This is a genomic window from Amycolatopsis sp. YIM 10, assembly GCF_009429145.1.
In the GTDB taxonomy this organism is placed as follows: domain Bacteria; phylum Actinomycetota; class Actinomycetes; order Mycobacteriales; family Pseudonocardiaceae; genus Amycolatopsis.
Genome location: NZ_CP045480.1, coordinates 6,128,987 through 6,147,490 on the forward strand (window position 1 = coordinate 6,128,987; position 18,504 = coordinate 6,147,490).

Annotated in this window: 3 protein-coding genes (1 of these 3 running past the window's edge); all 3 read right to left on the reverse strand. The window is 72.6% G+C overall.

The genetic code is table 11. The features are described 5' to 3' along the window. Tightly spaced (each overlapping or abutting the next), the 3 genes in view from YIM_RS29125 to YIM_RS29135 form a layout consistent with a single transcriptional unit that may run on beyond the window. Positions 1 to 402 carry a nuclear transport factor 2 family protein gene (locus YIM_RS29125; RefSeq protein WP_228004078.1) on the reverse strand — a complete coding sequence of 134 codons (402 nt, stop codon included), beginning with the start codon at positions 400 to 402 and terminating at the stop codon, positions 1 to 3. Further along, positions 399 to 1,664 carry a cytochrome P450 gene (locus YIM_RS29130; protein ID WP_153033371.1) on the reverse strand — a complete coding sequence of 422 codons (1,266 nt, stop codon included), beginning with the start codon at positions 1,662 to 1,664 and terminating at the stop codon, positions 399 to 401. The genes YIM_RS29125 and YIM_RS29130 overlap by 4 nt, the downstream gene beginning before the upstream one ends. Next, positions 1,657 to 18,504, reverse strand: the 3' portion of a protein-coding gene (locus tag YIM_RS29135) for a type I polyketide synthase (RefSeq protein WP_153033372.1). 1,473 nt of this gene lie beyond the right edge of the window; the window shows 16,848 of its 18,321 coding nt (coding positions 1,474-18,321); its start codon lies off the right edge, out of view; it ends in the stop codon at positions 1,657 to 1,659. The genes YIM_RS29130 and YIM_RS29135 overlap by 8 nt, the downstream gene beginning before the upstream one ends.

Genomic DNA, 18,504 nt, shown 5'->3' on the forward strand with positions numbered 1-18,504 from the left:
TCAGAGCTTGCGATAGACGTCTTTGAGCACGATTTTGCCGTCCCTCAGGACAAAGACGTCGACACCACGGTTGACCACCTTTCCGTCATCGGTCTCCACGGTCCACCGAACCAGCCCCAGGTTCTCGCCGAGCATGGTCGGCGGTTCGAACTTCCCGTCGACGCCGGAGGCGACCATTTTTTCCCGCATCGCGTTCAAGCTGTTGATCAGATCGCCGATCTGGTCCTTCGTGTGGACCGTGCCGAGTCCGTCTCCCTCGGGGGTGATCCACTGCCCGTCATCGGCGAAACATTCGACGGCGGTCTCGATGTCACCGGCACCCGAGCTCTTGAAGAACCGGTCGATCACTTCTGCTGACATGGCTCCGCTCCATTGTCGTCGTGGACGGTGTTCATGGGTCATGCGTGCAATCTCACCGGCAGCCGCTCCAAGCCACGGAACTGCAACGTGTAACGCCAGCTCAGCCGATCCAGCGGCTCGGCCGCTTCCCAGCGCGGGAACCTGTCCAGCAGCCGGGCCAGCACGATCTCGCCCTCCAGCCGTGCCAGCGGCGCGCCGACACAATGATGGATACCGTGACCGAAGGCCAGGTGCGCGGCGGCACTACGGCGTATGTCCAGCCGGTCCGGTTCCGCGAACCGCTCCGGATCCCGGTTCGCCGAGCACAGCGCCAGGAATACCACTTCGCCGGCCGGGACGACGGTATCGCCGATCTCCACCGGTTCGGTGGTGTAGCGCAAGGTGGAAAGGTTCAACGGACTTTCATAGCGCAGGAACTCTTCCACCGCGTTCGGTATCAGGGTGGCGTCCCCGCGCAACAGCTCCAGCTGTTCCGGATGCTTCAGCAGCGCGTACACCGAACTGCTGATCAGGTTCGCGGTGGTCTCGTACCCCGCGTTCATCATCAGGAAGATGGTGGAAAGCAGCTCGGACTCGTCGAATCGCTCCTCGTTATCCGGATTGCCGTCCGGATTGATCATCGCGTTGATCAAGTCGTCCGCGGTGTCGTGCCTTCTCACCTTCTCGGCAATCAGGTTCCGGAAGTACTCGAGCGACGCCATGTAGGCCCGATACTTCTCCGACGGCTCCGAATCGACACTGGTCAGCGTGCGATTCCACCGGCGAAGATCGTGGTGGGCGGCACGGGGTACGCCGAGCAGTTCGCCGATCACCGCGATGGGAATGGCCATCGCCACCGACTCCACCAGGTCGATCTCGGCTCCGGGGATGACCGGGTCCAGCAGCTGATCGGTGATTTCCTCGATCCGCGGGCGCAGATTCTCTGTCCGGCGCACGGTGAACGCCCTGCCGAACATCCGGCGCAACCGCGAGTGCCGCGGCGGATCGCTGAACAGCATGCTCTCCGAGGTGATCGACTCGCCCGAGACGTCCTCCGTACTGTGCTTGGCGATGATCGGTGCGGCACCCCCGGCCGCTTTCGAGAGCCTGGGATCGGCCAGTAGCCGGCGCACATCGCCGTACTCGGTGACCAGCCACGCGTGCAGGCCGGTGCTCAACGTCTTGATGACGAGCCGCCGTGGACCCGTTCCGGCGCGCATTTCACGGTAGGTCAGGTACGGGTCCTGGATGAAATCCCAGCTCAACAGGTCGGCTTCGGCGGATGTCCCGGTGCCGGAGGTGTGGGCCCCGGTGGTTTCAGTCATGGGGAGTGTCCTTTGCCCTCAATTGTCGACCGCCCAGTTCTCGATTGATGAAATCGAACAGTTCGTTGTCGTCGGCGTCCGCGATGAGCCGGCTCTGCTCGGAATGGCCGCCTTGATCGGCGAACGCGGAGGCCAGCTTCTGGACTCGCAGCAGCACCTGGCTCCTGGCCGCCTCGTCGATGCGGTCGTCCGCCGTCACCGCCGAGAGCACCTCCTCCAGCCGGTCCAGTTCGGCCAAAGCGGACTCGGCCTGGTCGGCCTCCGCGCCGAACATCGCCGTCCGCAGGTAGTCACGCAGCGCCAGCGAGGTCGGGTGGTCATAGGTGAGCGTCGCCGGCAGCGTCAGCCCGGTCGCCGCGACGAGCCGGTTGCGCAGCTCGACCGCGGAGAGGGAGTCGAAACCCAGTTCGACGAACGCCTTGGTCGGCGACAGTGCCTCGGCCGAGCTGTGCCCGAGCGCCTCGGCCACCTGCGTCCCCACCAACTCCAGCAGCGCGGCGTCACGTTCGTCCCCGTCCAGAGCGCCCAGCCGTGCCCAGGACCCGGACCCGCCGTTCGACCCGGCGAGCCGATCCGCCGCGGCGCCGACCGGGAATGCCGCCCGGTACTCGGGCAGGTCACTGATCACCGCGCACTTGACGGTGCCCGCGGTCGCCTTGATGAACCGGGTCCAGTCGACGTGCGTCATGGCGATGTAGGTCTCGTCGTGGTCCAGTGCCCGCCGCAGTCCCGCCAGCGACTGCCCGGGATCCATCGGGTGCAGACCCCGGCGGCCCGCCCGGTCGGTCGCGCCGGTGTCGTCGGCCATGCCCCCGCCGGCCAGCAGGCCCCAGCCGATCGTCGTGGCAGGCAGACCGCGTGCCCGCCGGTGGTGGGCCAGTGCGTTGAGGAAGGCGTTCCCCGCCGCGTAGTGCGACTGGCCGGGCGAGCCGATGAGGCCGGCGGCCGAGGAGAACAACACGAAGGCCGAGAGGTCCAGGTCCTGAGTCAGCTCGTGGAGGTTCCACGCTCCGTCCACTTTGGGCCGAAGGACGTAGTCCAGCCGGTCGAGGGTCAGCTCGGTGATGACGCCGTCGTTGGCCACCCCCGCACTGTGGAACACGGCCGTCAACGGCAGGTCGTGGGGAAGATCCGCGAGCAGGGCCCGCACCTCGCCCCGATCGGCGACGTCGCAGGCGGCGATGGTCACCGCGGACCCCAGTGCGGTCAGCTCGGCTTCGAGTTCGATGGCGCCCGGCGCTTCACGGCCCCGGCGGGAAGTGAGCACGAGGTGGGGTGTGCCCTGCTCGGCCAGCCAGCGCGCGGTGCGGGCGCCGAGGCCGGTGAGGCCGCCGGTGACCAGCACGCTGCCCGACGGTCGCCAGTTCCGACGCGGCGGCTCGCCCGGGTCGGCGCGGACCAGCCTGCCGCCCAGCACGGCGCCGTCCCTCAGCGCCGCCTGCTCGCCGGTGCCGCCATCACCCAGCAGGCGGATCAGCCCGGCCGCCGAGGCGTCGTCGGGGGTGACCGGCAGGTCGACCAGCCCGCCCCAGCGGTCGGGGCGTTCCAGTGCGAGGGTTCGTCCGAGACCCCAGAGCAGGGCCTGGCCGGGGTGGTCGAGATCGTCGCCGGGGACGGCGCTCACCGCGCCCTGGGTGAGACACCACAGGGGCGCGTCGATCTCGCGGTCCTCCAGCGCCTGGACCAGGCTCACCGTGGTGGCCAGACCGACGGGCACGCCCGGGTGTCCCGGGACGCGGGACTGCTCCACCGCCAGCAACGAGACCACTCCGGCGAGCGGCGGCTCGTCGAGCCGGGTCGCCAGCGCGGCCCGATCCAGCTCGCCGACCTCCAGGACCCGGACCTTGGCCCCGGCGGCGGTCATCGCCGCTTCGATCGGCGCGGCCCAGACATCGCCGCGGTGGCCGGCGGGCACCACCAGCAACCAGGTGCCGGTGAGCGTGCCGTCGGGGCGGGTCGGCACGGACCGCCAGCTCAATCGGTACCGCCAGCTGTCCACCATCGTCTTCTCACGCCGGCCGAGGCGCCACCGAGCCAGTGCGGGCAGCACGGCGCCGAGGCCGTCCCGTTCCTCAGTGGACAGTTCGACGCTCAGCGCGTCGAGGTCGCCCTGTTCCACCAATCCCCAGAACCGGCTGTCCACCGCGTCCGGGTCGGCTGTCGTCGTAGCCGGCGTGTCCGGCCAGTAGCGCCGGCGCTGGAACGCGTAGGTCGGCAGCGGGATCCGTCCCGCGCCGGCCGCGGGGAACAGGGCAGGCCAGTCGACCTCGACCCCGGCGGCGAACAGGGCGCCCAGTCCGTCGAGCACGGATTCGGTCTCGGGACGGCCTCGCCGGAGGCTCGGCACGGCGACGACTTCCCCACCACTCACGCATTCGCGGACCAGGCCGGTGAGGATCGCGTCCGGTCCCAGCTCCAGGAAGCGGGTCACCCCGCGGTCCTGGAGCCCGGCGACCATGTCGGCGAACCGCACCGCGTCCCGGACGTGCCGGACCCAGTACTCGGGGGTGGCCACCGCGCTGCCGGTCATCGGTATCAGCGGCGGCCGGAAGTCCAGTTCGTCGAGCGCGGCCCGGAACTCCCCGAGCATGGGGTCCATGAGCGGGGAGTGGAACGCGTGGCTGACGGCCAGCCGCTTCGTGCGATACCCGGCGTCGGCGAGGCGTTGCCCGACCTCGGTGACGGCCGGCTCGGTGCCGGAGATGACCACCGACTCCGGGGTGTTGACCGCGGCGATCGAGACGGACCCCGCCCACTGCTCGAGCAGTGCGGCCACGACGTCCTCACCGGTGGTGACGGACATCATCATCCCGCCCGGTGCGAGCGCCTGCATGAGCCGCGCCCGCGTGGTCACCAGCACGCAGGCGTCCGCCAGCGACAGCACGCCCGCCACGTGGGCGGCGGTGATCTCACCGACGGAATGGCCGGTGACGAAGTCGGGCCGGACGCCCCAGGACTCGAACAGGCGGAACAGGGCCACTTCGATCGCGAACAGTGCGGGCTGGGCGAACTCCGTGGTGTTCAACCGGGCGTCGTCCGCATCGAGGATCATGTCCCGTAGCGCGGGGTCCAGCGCCGCGCACACGTCGTCGAACGCGGCGGCGAAGACCGGGAAGTGGCGGTGGAGTTCGCGGCCCATCCCAGCTCGTTGTGCCCCCTGACCGGTGAACACGACGGCCAGGCCTCCGCTGCCGGTGGCATCGGTGGCGTTCATGCCAGGTGCGGGGGTGTCCTCGGCGAACGCCGCGAGCCGCTCGCGTAGTTGCTCTCGGTCGGCGGCGAGCACCACCGCCCGGTGCTCGTGAACACCGCGGTCGGTCACCAGCGAGCGCGCGACGTCGGCCACCGTCAGTTCGGGCCGGTCGGTCACGTGGGCGTGCAGGCGCGCCGCCTGGGCGCGCAGGGCCGCCGGTCCTCGGGCCGACAACACCAGCGGCTGCACCGGCCTGGTCGCCCAGCCCCCGTCCCGGCCCGGCGCCGTAGGGAGATCGTCGGGCGCTTGTTCCAGGATGATGTGCGCGTTGGTTCCGCTGAGGCTGAACGCGGACACGCCCGCCCGGCGCGGACGGCCCTGCTCGGGCCAGTCGCGGGCCCGGTCCAGCAGCGCCACCCCGCCGGAGGACCAGTCGACCTCTGGTGACGGGGTCTCGGCGTGCAGGGTCCGGGGCAGCAGACCGTGCCGCATCGCCATGATCATCTTGATCGCTCCGGCGGCACCGGCGGCGGCCTGCGAATGCCCGATGTTCGATTTGATCGAACCCAGCCACAGTGGATTGCCTGGCGTGCCCGACTCGCGTTCGCGTCCGTAGGTGGCCAGGAGGGCCTGCGCCTCGATGGGATCGCCGAGCCGGGTCCCGGTGCCGTGTCCCTCCACCGCGTCGACCTCGCTCGCCGACAGCCCGGCGCTGGCCAGCGCGCGGCGGATGACCCGTTGCTGCGACGGGCCGCTGGGCGCGGTGAGGCCGTTCGAAGCGCCGTCCTGGTTGACCGCCGAGCCGGCCAGGACAGCCAGCACGCGATGGTGGTTGCGGCGGGCGTCGGAGAGTCGTTCCAGCACCAGCAGGCCCACGCCCTCGGCCCAGCCGGTGCCGTCCGCCCCGGCGCCGAAGGCCCGGCACCGGCCGTCCGGGGACAGGCCCCGCTGCCGCGCCATCTCCACGAACATGCCGGGCGTGGCCATCGTGGCGACACCGCCGGCCAGCGCCAGCGAGCACTCGCCCGAGCGCAGCGCCTGTGCCGCCAGGTGCATGGCCACGAGCGAGGACGAGCACGCCGTGTCGATGGAGACGGACGGTCCCTCGAAGCCGAACTCGTAGGACAACCGCCCGGAGATGATGCTGGCCGCGTTGCCGGTCAGCACCCGGCCGCCGAAGTCACGGGAGTCACTGGCCAGCAGGGCCGGGTAGTCGCTCCCGTTCGCGCCCACGAACACCCCGACCGGGCCGCCGCGCAGTGTGGCGGGCACGATGCCGGCGTTCTCGAACGATTCCCAGGCCGTCTCCAGCAACAACCGCTGTTGCGGGTCGATGGCGATGGCCTCGCGCGGCGAGATGCCGAAGAAATCGGAGTCGAACTCGGCCAGGTGGTCGAGGAACCCGCCGCCCCGGGCGTACGTCGTGCCGGGGTGTTCGGGATCCGGGTCGTAGAGGCGGGCCGCGTCCCAGCCGCGGTCGAGGGGGAAGCCGGTGATCGCGTCGCGGCCCTCGACCACCAGCCGCCACAGTTCGTCCGGCGAATCCACCCCGCCCGGGTACCGGCAGGCCATGCCGACGATCACGATCGGATCGTCGCCGGTCGCGGTGACGCGCCCGGCCGCCGTGGCCTCGACGGTGTTATTGCCGTCGCCCACCAACTCGGCTCGGACGAACGCGGCCAGCGCCTCCGGGGTGGGGTGGTCGAACACCAGCGTGGCGGGCAGCCGCAGCCCGGTGGCCGTGTTGAGCCGGTTGCGCAGTTCGACCGCGGTGAGCGAGTCGAACCCGACCTCGTGGAAGGCGCGGGTCATGTCGACCGAAGCGCCGCTCGGGTAGCCGAGCACGGCGGCGACCTGCTCGCGCACCAGTTCGCCGATGGCCTTGACCTGTTCGGCGGCCGAGGATCCGGCCAGTCGCGCCGGCTGAAGTCCCGCGTCCGACGATCGTGCCGCGCGCCGGGCCGGACGCCGCACCAGGCCACGCAGCAGGGCGGGGACCGTGCCGGACGACCGCGCGGCGGCCAGATCGAGGCGGGCGGCCAGCACGTTCGGGCGGGCCAGGTCGGCCGCCGCGGCGAGCAGTTCAAGGCCCTGTGCGGTCGCCATCGGCAACATCCCGCCCCGCCCCATGCGAGCCAGGTCGGTCTGGCTGAGGTTCTCGGTCATCCCGCTGTCCTCGCCCCACCAGCCCCAGCTGATCGAGACCGCGGGGAGGCCGTGGCGGTGCCGCTCGACGGCCAGCGCGTCGAGGAAGGCGTTGGCGGCGGCGTAGTTGGCCTGGCCCGGTGCACCGAAGGGCGCGGCGGAGGAGGAGAACAGCACGAACGCGGAGAGGTCCAGCTCCCGGGTCAGTTCGTGCAGATGCCACGCACCGTCGACCTTGGGTGCCAGTACCGCGTCGACCCGGTCGCTGGTCAGTGCGCCGAACACGCCGTCGTCCAGCACGCCGGCGCAGTGCACCACCGCGGTGAGCGGGCACTCGGGCTCCACCGAACGCACCACGGCCGCGACCTGCTCGCGGTCAGCGACATCGCAGGCCAGGACGCGTACCGCCGCGCCGAGTTCGGCCAGTTCGGCGGCGAGCCGGACGGCCCGGGGCGAGTCGGGGCCCTGCCGGGAGGTCAGCACCAGGTGTCGCGCGTCGTGCTCGGTGACGAGGTATCGGGCCACGTGCCCGGCGAGCACACCTGAGGCACCGGTGATCAGTACGGTTCCGGCCGACCACGACGTGGCCTGCGCGGTGTCGGTGGTTCCCAGGCGGGCCAGCCGCGGGGCCCGGAGCGCGCCGTCGCGCACCGAAACCTCCGGCTCACCCGACTCCACGGCCGCGTGCAGCGCCGCGGTGGTGATCGTGTCGGCGCCACCCTCGACGAGAACGAGGACGATGCGGTCGGGGTTCTCCGACTGTGCCGAGCGCAGCAGGCCCCGCACCGCCGCACCAATCAAACTGTCGGTCGTCACGACCGCCAGCCGCGAGGACGCCCAGGCGGGATCGGCCAGCCACAGCTGCACCGAGCGCAGCACGCCGTTCACTGCCGCGTGGACGTCGGCGGTGACGGCGAGCCCCTCCCCCGGTACCGACATCGCCACGAGGGGCGGAACCTCGGCTCCCTCGTCCCGCCCGGACACCAGCTCGGCGAGCTTCAGCGGGCCGTCCAGCACGGTGACCTCGGAGCGGGGCGCGGTGTCGTCGAACCGGCCGCACTCGGTCCAGCTGATCTCGAACAGCGAGTCGTCGCGGGAAGCGGCGGCGGCGCGGAGCCGGTCGGCGGACACCGAGCGCGAGGACAGCGCCGCCACACTGAAGACCGGGGCGCCGGTGTCGTCGAAGGCGTCCAGGGCGACCGTGTCGGTCCGGCCCGGCCGGACCCGCACGCGCAGCGCGGTCGCGCCCGAGGCGAACAGCCGCGCTCCCGCCCAGGAGAACGGCACCAGGCCCTGGGGAGTTTCGGAGGTGAGGGCCCGCAGCACGCCGCCGTGCAGACCGGCGTCCAGCAACGCCGGGTGCACGCCGAAGCGCTCGATGTCGGTCCCGCCGCTCGGCAGCTCCACCTCGGCGTAGAGCTCCGAATCGCGCCGCCAGCAGGCCACCAGCCCCTGGAACGTCGGCCCGTAGTCGTGGCCGGCCCCGGCGAACAGGTCGTACGCACCGGCGACGTCGACGACCTCGGCTCCCGGTGGCGGCCATTCGGTGAGCGGATCGGGGTCCGGCACGCTCTGGGCGGTGGACACCGTTCCGGTGGCGTGCCGTGTCCACGGGGTGTCGGCGTCACCGTCCGGGCGGGCGGAGATCGTCAGCTTCCGGCGGCCCTCCTCATCGGGGGCTTCCACCAGGATCTGCAGCGCGACCGCGCCCGCCGCGGCGATCAGCAGCGGGGACTCGATCGTCAGCTCGTCCAGCAGGTCGCAGCCGACCTGCTCGGCGGCCCGCAGCGCCAGGTCCACGAAAGCGGTGCCGGGCAGCAGGGCCTGCTCGAACAGCACGTGCTCCCGCAGCCACGGCTGGGTCCGCGGCGCCAGCCTGCCGGTCAGCAGCACGGCTTCCCCGCCGGCCACCGCCACCCCGGCCAGCAGCAGCGGGTGGTCGAGCGGATCGAGGCCGGCCGCGGCGAGATCGGCAGGCGGCTCGGGGGCGTCGAGCCAGTACCGCTGGTGCTGGAACGCGTACGTGGGAAGTGGGGTGTGCCGCGCTCCGGTGCCGTCGAACAGGGCCGACCAGTCGACCTCCACACCAGCGGCGAACAGTGTGCCGAGTCCGGTGAGCGCCGTGTCGGCTTCGTCGTGGTCTCGACGCAGACTGGGGACCGCGATGATGTCCGGCTCGTCGAGACACTGGCGGATCGCACCGGTCAAGGGCGCGTCGGGACCGATCTCGAGGAACCGGGTCACGCCGGCGCCGTGCAGTTCGGCCACCCTGTCGGCGAACCGCACCGTGTCCCGCACGTGCCGCACCCAGTACTCCGGGTCCGTCACCTCGTCGCCGTCCACCATCGGAATGCGGGGCGGCTGGAACGCCAGGCCACGGACCAGGGCGCGGAATTCGCCGAGCATCGGGTCCATCAGCGGTGAATGGAACGCGTGGCTGACGGCGAGCTGTTTGGTCCGGTGCCCGGCCTCGGTCAGGCGCCGCACGATCTCGGTGACGGCCGACTCGAGTCCGGAGAGCACCACCGAACCGGGGGTGTTGACCGCCGCGATCGACACCGCATCGGCGTACTCGGCGACCAGCGGGGCGACCACCTGCTCGCCGGCGGTCACCGAGACCATCACGCCGCCCGGGTCGAGCCGCGCCATCAGCCGGCCCCGCTCGGACACCAGCCGGCACGCGTCCGGCAGTGACAGCACGCCGGCGACGTGCGCGGCCGCGATCTCGCCCACCGAATGACCGGTGAGGAGGTCCGGCCGGACACCCCAGGACTCGAACAGCCGGAACAACGCGACCTCGACCGCGAACAGCGCGGGCTGGGCGATCTCCGTGGCGTCGAGCCGGTTCTCCCCGTCGCCGAGTACGGCCTCCCGGACCGCGGGATCCAGCTGCTCGCACACCTCGTCGAACGCGGCCGCGAAGACCGCGAACCGCCGGTGCAGTTGCGCGCCCATGCCGGGGTGTTGCGCGCCCTGACCGGTGAACACCATCGCCAGCGAGCCCCGCCGGGCCACCCCGGCTCCCTCGCCCCCGTGCGCGAACTCCGCCAACCGCTCCACGGCCTGCTCGCGGTCGCGGGCGAGCAGGACCACCCGGTGATCGTGGCGGGCGCGGCCGGTCACCAGGGAGTGGGCCACATCCGCCAACGCCACCTCGGGCCGGTCGCGCAGGTGGGAGCCCAGCCGATCGGCCTGACCCCGCAGGGCGGCCGGTCCCCGGGCCGACAGCACGAGCGGCCAGGCAGGCAGGGGCACCGCGGGAGGCGGGTTGTCGGCGACCGGCTCGGCCGGGGGCTGTTCCAGGATGACGTGCGCGTTGGTCCCGCTGACGCCGAAGGAGGACACCCCCACCCGGCGGGGCCGGCCACGATCCGGCCATTCCCGGGCCTGGTCGAGCAGCGCGACCGCGCCCGACGACCAGTCCACCCGCGGCGACGGGGTCTCCGCGTACAGGGTCCTGGGCATGATCCCGTGCCGCATCGCCAGGACCATCTTGATCGTGCCGGCGATACCCGCCGCCGCCTGGGTGTGGCCGATGTTCGACTTGATCGAGCCCAGCCAAAGCGGTGCGTCCTCGGTGTGCTCGCCGCCGTAGGTGGCCAGCAGCGCCTGGGCCTCGATCGGATCGCCCAGCCGGGTCCCCGTGCCGTGTCCCTCGACCACGTCCACATCGGCGGCGGACAACCCGGCGTTGGCCAGTGCCTGGCGGATCACGCGCTGCTGGGATGGACCGTTGGGCGCGGTCAGCCCGTTCGACGCGCCGTCCTGGTTCAGCGCCGAGCCGGCCACCAGCGCCAGCACCTGGTGCCCGTTGCGCCGCGCGTCGGACAGCCGCTCCAGCACCACCAGGCCCGCGCCTTCCGACCAGCCGGTGCCGTCCGCGTCCGCGCCGTACGCCCGGCACCGGCCATCCGCGGCGTTCGCGCGCAGGCGGCTGTACTCGACGTACAACTCGGGCGACGCCATCACCGTCACGCCGCCGGCCAGCGCGAGCGAGCACTCGCCCGACCGCAGCGCCTGCGCCGCGAGGTGCAGGCAGACCAGCGACGACGAGCACGCGGTGTCCACCGTCACGGCGGGACCCTCGAAGCCGAACTCGTAGGCCACCCGGCCCGACGCGATGCTTCCGGCGCTGCCGTTGCCGAGGTAGCCCTCGAATTCCTCGGGCTTGGTGTGCAGCCGCGAGTTGTAGTCGTGGTACATCAGCCCGACGAACACACCGGTCGGTCCGCCCCGCAGCGAGGTGGGATCGATGCCCGCGTGCTCCAGCGACTCCCAGGCCGTTTCCAGCAAGAGCCGCTGCTGCGGGTCGATCGTGATCGCCTCTCGCGGCGAGATGCCGAAGAACTCGGGGTCGAACTGGTCGGCGTCGTGGAGGAAGCCACCCTCACGGGTGTAGGTGGTCCCGAAGTGGTCGGGATCCGGGTGGTAGAGCTCGTCCAGGTTCCAGCCGCGGCCGGTGGGGAAGGCGCCGATCACATCCCGCCCCTGCGCGACGACGTCCCACAGCTCGTCGGGCGAACTCACCCCACCCGGGAAGCGGCAGGCCATGCCCACGATCGCGATCGGGTCGTCGCCGACCGCGGTCACGGTCGCGTTGGTGGCGGGCCGGGCCTGGGCGGCGGCCTCGCCGCCGAGCTCGCCCCGCACGAACTCGATCAGGGCGGCCGGGGTGGGGTAGTCGAAGATCAGCGTGGCGGGCAACCGCAGCCCGGTCACGCCGGTGAGCCGGTTGCGCAGCTCCACCGCGGTCAGTGAGTCGAACCCCAGTGCGGTGAAGGGCTGCCGGTCGTCGATGGCGTGGCTCGAGGAGTGCCCGAGCACGGCCGCGGCATGGGTGTGCACCAGCTCGGCGACGACCCGGTCGCGCTCGGCCGGTTCCAGTGCCGCCAGGCCCTCGCGAGAGCCGGCTCCACCGGCCAGGTGGGGATCGACGACCCGCCGCGCCGGAACGCGCACCAATCCGCGCAGCAGTAGCGGGACCGTGGCCGCGGTGGACAGGCCGGCGAGGTCGAACGGAGCGGCGACGATCCGGCCCTGCCGGCGGGCGGCCGCGTCGAACAGGGCGAGGCCGAAGTCGTTGTCCAGCGGGCGAATGCCGGTGCGGGCCATCCTGGCCCGGTCCTGGGCCGAGAGGTGGCTGCCCATCCCGCTGGCCTCGGCCCACCACCCCCAGGCGATCGACACCGCCGGCAGGCCCAGCCTCCGCCGGTGATCGGCCAGCTCGTCGCAGAACGCGTTGGCCGCCGCGTAGTTCGCCTGCCCGGCGGCACCGAACGCCGACGCGGCCGAGGAGAACAGCACGAACGCGGACAGCTCGGCGTCCCTGGTGGCCTCGTGCAGATGCCAGGCACCGTCCACTTTGGGCCGCAGCACCGCGTCCACCCGGTCGGGGGTCAGTGAACCCACGGTCCCGTCGTCGAGCACCCCCGCGCAGTGCACCACGGCGCTGAGCGGGAACTCCGGCGGCACCGAGTCGACGAGGTCCAGCACCTCGTGGCGAACGGCCAGGTCGCAGGCGACCATCCGCACCGAGGCACCCGCCGCGGTCAGCCGCTCGACCAGCTCACCGGCACCGGGAGCGGCCGGACCCCGCCGCGACACCAGCAGCAGCCGTCGCACCCCGCACTCGGCCACGAGGTGCTCGGCCACCAACCCGGCCAGCACTCCGGACGCCCCCGTCAGCAGCACGGTTCCCGTGCCCCACCCCGAGAACTGCTCGGCCTGCTCGCTCGGCGCCGCGGCGACTCTGGTCAGCCGGGGCGAGAACAGCTGTGCGTCCCGAACCGACACCTCCGGCTCACCCGACTCGATCACGGCCCGGACGAGCGCCTCCATCGACCGCGCCGCGACCGGCTCCGCATCGGCGGACGCGTGCTCGACGAGCACCACCCGGTCCGGGTTCTCCGACTGCGCGGAGCGCACCAGACCACCTACCGCCGCGCCCACGAGTCCGCCGCCCGTCACCACGACCAGCCGCGACCACTCCCACCGGGCATCGGTGAGCCAGTCCCGCAGCACCCGCAACGTGCCGTTCACCGCGGTGTGCACCGATTCGACCACCGACTCGGGTGCCGGGAGATCGGGAACTCGCAGCACCACCAGGTCGGGCATCGGCTCGCCACCGTCCACCGCCGAGCCGAGGGCGGCCAGGTCGAACGGCGTCACCCAGCCGATCGATCCTCCGGCGCTCGCCGCCGAACCGGCATCGGCCGATCCGCACCGCACCCAGCCGAGTTCGAACAGCGCGTCGCCGTGTGCCGTGTCGACGTCGCGCAGTTGCTCGGCGGAAACCTCGCGGGCGACCAGAGAATCCACCCTCAGCACCGGCCGGCCGGTGGTGTCGAATCCGTCCACCGACCACGAGGACGGCCCCGTCGGGGAGAACACGAGCCGCAGCGCCGCCGCACCCGAGGCGAACAGCCGCACCCCCGACCACAGGAAGGGCGCCCGCACGCCGGAGCCGGCCGGGTCGTCCCGCCGCGAGTCGAGCTGGTCCACGGCGAGGCTGTGCTGGCCGGTGTCCAGCAAGGCCGGGTGCAGGCCGAAACGCACCGCGTCGGCCGCGAGTTCCTCGGGCAGCTCCGCCTCGGCGAAGACCTGATCACCCAGCCGCCAGGCCCGGCGCAGGCCGGTGAAGGCGGGGCCGTAGTGGTAACCGAGCGCGCCGAGCCGCTCGTACGATCCGGCGACGTCGAGTTCGGTCGCCCCGGCCGGCGGCCAGGTCGATCCTGTCAGCCCGGCCGGCGACGGCTCCGGATCGTCGCCGGGCACCGCGCTCGCCCGCGCGTGCCGCGTCCACGAGGCGCCCGCGGCCTCGCCGGGTTCCGCCGGCCGGGAGTAGATCTCGAGAGTGCGGCGGCCGTCGCCATCGGGAGCGCCGACGAGCACTTGGACCGTCACGTCGTGCCGGCTCGGCAGGATCAGCGGCGCTTCGAGGGTCAACTCCTCCAGCTGCCCGAGGCCTGCCTCATCAGCCGCGCGGATCGCCAGCTCGAGGAACGCCGTACCGGGCAGCAGCGGCCGATCGAAGAGCGCGTGGTCGGCGAGCCACGGGTGAACGCGCGGGCTGATCCGGCTGGTGAACAGGAAGCCGGCGTCCCCCGCCAGCGCCACCTTCGCCCCGAGCAGGGGGTGATCGACCTGTTCGAGGCCGCTGGCGGCCAGGCCGCGTGGCGCGGACGCCGTCGGCCAGTAGTGCTGCCGTTGGAAGGCGTAGGTCGGCAGTTCGACCCGCCGCGGCCCCGTGCCGGCGAAGGCCTCGGACCAGTCCACGGTGAGCCCGGCCCGCCACGCGGCAGCCATCGATCGCAGGAACATGTCCGGGTCGCTCTCGCCGCGGCGTAGGGTCGCCAGCACGGTCGCATCGACGCCGCGCTCCTCGGCGGTCTCCTCGATCGAGGGAGCCAGCAACGGGTGCGGGGCCACCTCCAGCAGCACGCGGTACTCGTCGGCCAGCAGCTCGGTGACGGTGTCGTGGAACCGCACCGGCCGCACGAGATTGGTCAACCAGTACCGGCCGTCCAGTTCGGTGCCCTCCACCCGGCGGGCGAGCGTCGTGGAGTAGTACGGCACCGAGGCGGTGGCCGGGCGGATGCCGGTCAGCAGCGCGAGTAGCTCGTCTTCGACCACCGCCATGTGCGGGGAGTGCGTCGGGTAGTCCATCGGGATGGGACGTGCGCGGACACCGGCGGCCTCGTACTCGGCCCGCAACGCGGCCACCCGGTCGGCCGGGCCGGTCAGCACGACCGATCGCGGCCCGTTGACCGCGCTGACGTGCACGCCGGTCAGCCGTACGACCCGGTCGCGGACCTGCTCGACCGGCAGCCCGACCCAGAGCGTGGCGTGCCCGCTCAGCCGGCCGGACACGCGCGCCCGCGCGGTCAGGACCCGGGCCGCGTCGGCGAGGGTGAGGATGCCGGCGATGTGCGCGGCCGCGACCTCCCCCACCGAGTGCGCGATCACCGCGGCGGGCACCACCCCGCGGGAGATCCACAACCGGGCGAGCGAGACCATGACCGCGAACAGCATCGGCTGGACCTGCTCGGCGTGCTCCGGGATGGCGGTGCCGTCTGTGCCGTCTGTGCCGTCTGTGCCGGCCAGGAGATCGCGCAGAGTGAGGCCGTGCCAGTCCACGTACGGCGCGAGCGCCGCCTCGCACTCCGCCATGGACGCGGCGAAGACCGGCGAAGAGTCCCACAGCCGCAGTGCCATCCCGGCGTACTGCCCGCCCTGCCCCGGGAACACGAACACCGGATCGGTGTTGCCGGAGCCGACGGGTCCGGTGACCGGGGTGGTACCGGCCACCAGGTCATCCAGTCCGGACAGCAGTTCGGTGAGGTCGGCGCCGAGCACCACGGCCCGGTGATCCAGCGAGGACCGGGTGCCGGCCAGGGAGAACGCCACGTCGGCCAGCTCCGCCGGCCCGGTGGCCCCGAGCGTCAGCAGGTGCTCGCGCAACCGCTCCGCCTGACCGCGCAGTGCGGCTTCGCCGCGGCCGCTGAGCGGCAGCGGCAGCAACCGCGGGGCGTGCGATCGGTCCGCCGGTTCGTCCTCGGGGTCCGGGTCCGGAGCCTGCTCCACGATGACGTGCGCGTTGGTCCCGCTCGCCCCGAACGACGACACCGCCGCCCGCCGGGGACGCCCGGTCGCCGGCCACGGCCGGGCGTCGCCGAGCAGCCGGACCGCGCCGCTCTCCCAGTCGACGTGCTCCGACGGCCGGTCCACGTGCAGGGTCCTCGGCAGCAGACCGCGCCGCATCGCCATGATCATCTTGATCACGCTGCCGACCCCGGCCGCTGCCTGGGTGTGGCCGATGTTCGACTTGAGCGAGCCCAGCCAGAGTGGGTCGCTCTCCCGCCGGTCCCGGCCGTACACCGCCTGCAGCGCCTTGATCTCGATCGGGTCGCCGAGCACCGTGCCGGTGCCGTGCCCGTCCACGGCGTCCACCTCGTCGGGGCGCACGCCGGCGTTGGCCAGTGCCTGTCGCACCACCCGCTGCTGGGAAGGGCCGCTGGGCGCGGTGAGGCCGTTGGAGGCACCGTCCTGGTTGATCGCCGAACCACGGAGCACGGCCAGCACGGGGTGGCCGTTCCGGCGGGCGTCGGAGAGCCGCTCCAGCACCAGCAGGCCGGCCCCCTCGGCGAAACCGGTTCCGTCGGCGCCCGCGCCGAACGCCTTGCACCGGCCGTCGGCGGAGAGCCCTTGCTTGTCGAACTCCTGCAGGTCGATCGGGGTGGCCATGACGGTGGCCCCGCCGGCCAGTGCCAGCGCGCACTCGCCGGACCGCAGCGCCTGCGCGGCCAGGTGCATCGCCACCAGCGAGGACGAGCAAGCCGTGTCGACCGTCAGCGCGGGCCCTTCCAGACCGAACTGGTAGGAGACCCGCCCGGCGAGCACCGCGGCGGAGGTCCCGGTGAGCAGATAGCCATCGGCCAGCTCGGTGCTGCCGAGCAGCAGGTCCGCGTAGTCCTGGTCACTGGTGCCGGCGAACACGCCGGTCTGGCTGCCCCGCAACGACTTCGGGTCGATCCCGGCCCGCTCCAGCGCTTCCCAGGTCAGTTCCAGCAACAGCCGCTGCTGCGGGTCCATCGATGCCGCCTCACGCGGCGAGATACCGAAGAACCCGGCGTCGAACAGCGCCACGTCGTCGAGGAAGCCACCGCCACGCACGTGGGTGGCGCCCTGCCGCGTCGAATCCGGGTGCAGCAGGGTGTCGAGGTCCCAGCCTCGGTCGGTCGGCAGCCCCGACACCGCGTCGCGCCCGCCGTCCACCAGTTCCCAGAGCTGTTCCGGCGAGCCGACGCCACCCGGGTAGCGGCAGGCCATGCCGACCACGACGATCGGGTCGGCGGCCGACGTGGCGTGGGCGACGGTCGCGCGTTCCTCGACGGCCGTATTGGTCACCAGTCCGACCAGGTACGCGGCCAGGGCGGCGGGCGTGGGGTAGTCGAAGGCCAGGGTGCCGGGCAGCCCGAGATCGAGCGCCGCGTTCAGCCGGTCCCGCAGCTCCACCGCCGTGAGCGAACTGAAGCCCAGATCCTGGAAGGTGCGCTCGACGTCGACCTCGGCCGGCGAGTCGTAGCCCAGCACCAAGGCGGTCGAAGTCCGCACCAGATCACTCATGACCCGACGCTGGTCCACGACGGCCAGCACGTCCGTGGCCCGGGCGCCGGTGTCCGGCTCGGGCGCGGCGGCCGAGCCGGACACCGCCGGGTCCGAAGGAGCGACAAAGCCGTCGCGCGGCAGCCAGTGCCGATGCCGCTGGAAGGCATACGTCGGCAGGTCGACCCGTGGGCTGTCGTCGGGGAACAGCGCCGCCCAGTCCACCTCGCCACCGGCGGCGAAGACGCGACCGGCCGCGGCGAGCAGGGCGGCGGCCTCGGGCCGGTCACGGCGGGAGGCGGCCACCGCCGTCACCCGCCGATCGGCGGGCAGACATTCGGAGATCATGGGCGAGAGCACCGCGTCCGGTCCCAGCTCCAGGAACCGGGTGACGCCTCGCTCGTGCAGGGTGGCCACACCGTCGGCGAAGCGCACCCGCTCGCGGACCTGCCGAACCCAGTACTCGGGCTCACCGAGCGTGGCCGCATCGGCCAGGGCACCGGTCAGGGTGGACACCACCGGGATGTCGGGCGCGCCGAAGGTGAGTCCGGCGACGACGGCCCGGAAGTCCTCGAGCATCGGGTCCATCAGGTGCGAGTGGAACGCGTGGCTGGTGGTGAGCCGGCGGGTCCGGTGGCCGGCGGCGGCCAGCCGGGCCACGACCTCGGCCACCGGTTCCTCCTCCCCGGACACCACGACCGAAGCAGGGCTGTTCACCGCGGCCACGGACACCCCGGTCGCCTCCGCGACCAGCGGCGCCACCACCTCCGGGGCGGCGTTCACCGCGACCATGGCGCCGCCCGCCGGCAGCGCCTGCATCAACCGGCCGCGCGCCACGACCAGGCGGGCGGCGTCGGCGAGGGACAGCACACCGGCCACGTGCGCGGCGCTGATCTCGCCGATCGAGTGACCGGCGACGAACTCGGGCCGGATGCCCCACGACCGGACGAGCCGGAACAGGGCGACCTCGAAGGCGAACAGCGCCGGCTGGGCGAATTCCGTGCGGTCCAGCGGTGGGCCGCCCTCCCCCATCAGCTCCCGCAGCGACCGGCCCAGCAGCTCGTCGGCCACTCCGCAGACCTCGTCCAGCGCCGCGTCGAACACCGGGTACCGCGCCGCCAGCTCACGCCCCATTCCGGCGCGCTGGGCACCCTGGCCGGTGAAGACCATCGCCAGGCGGCCTTCGGTCGCCCGATCGACGTGTACCGCGGCACTGTCCGTGCCCCCGGCCAGCGCGGCCAGTCCGGCCAGCAGGGCCGCCCTGTCCTCGGCGAGGACCACCGCGCGGTCGGCCAGCACGGCGCGGGTGGTGACCAGGCTCCGTCCGATGTCGGCCGGCTCCAGCTCCGGCCGGCGCTCGACGAAGGAGCGCAGCTCCTCGGCCTGGCCGCGCAGCCC

Bases quoted from the DNA above. Each gene is read 5' to 3' on its own strand.
- YIM_RS29130 (WP_153033371.1), bottom strand. From the start codon at position 1,664: ATGACTGAAACCACCGGGGCCCACACCTCCGGCACCGGGACATCCGCC.
- YIM_RS29125 (WP_228004078.1), bottom strand. From the start codon at position 402: ATGACCCATGAACACCGTCCACGACGACAATGGAGCGGAGCCATGTCA.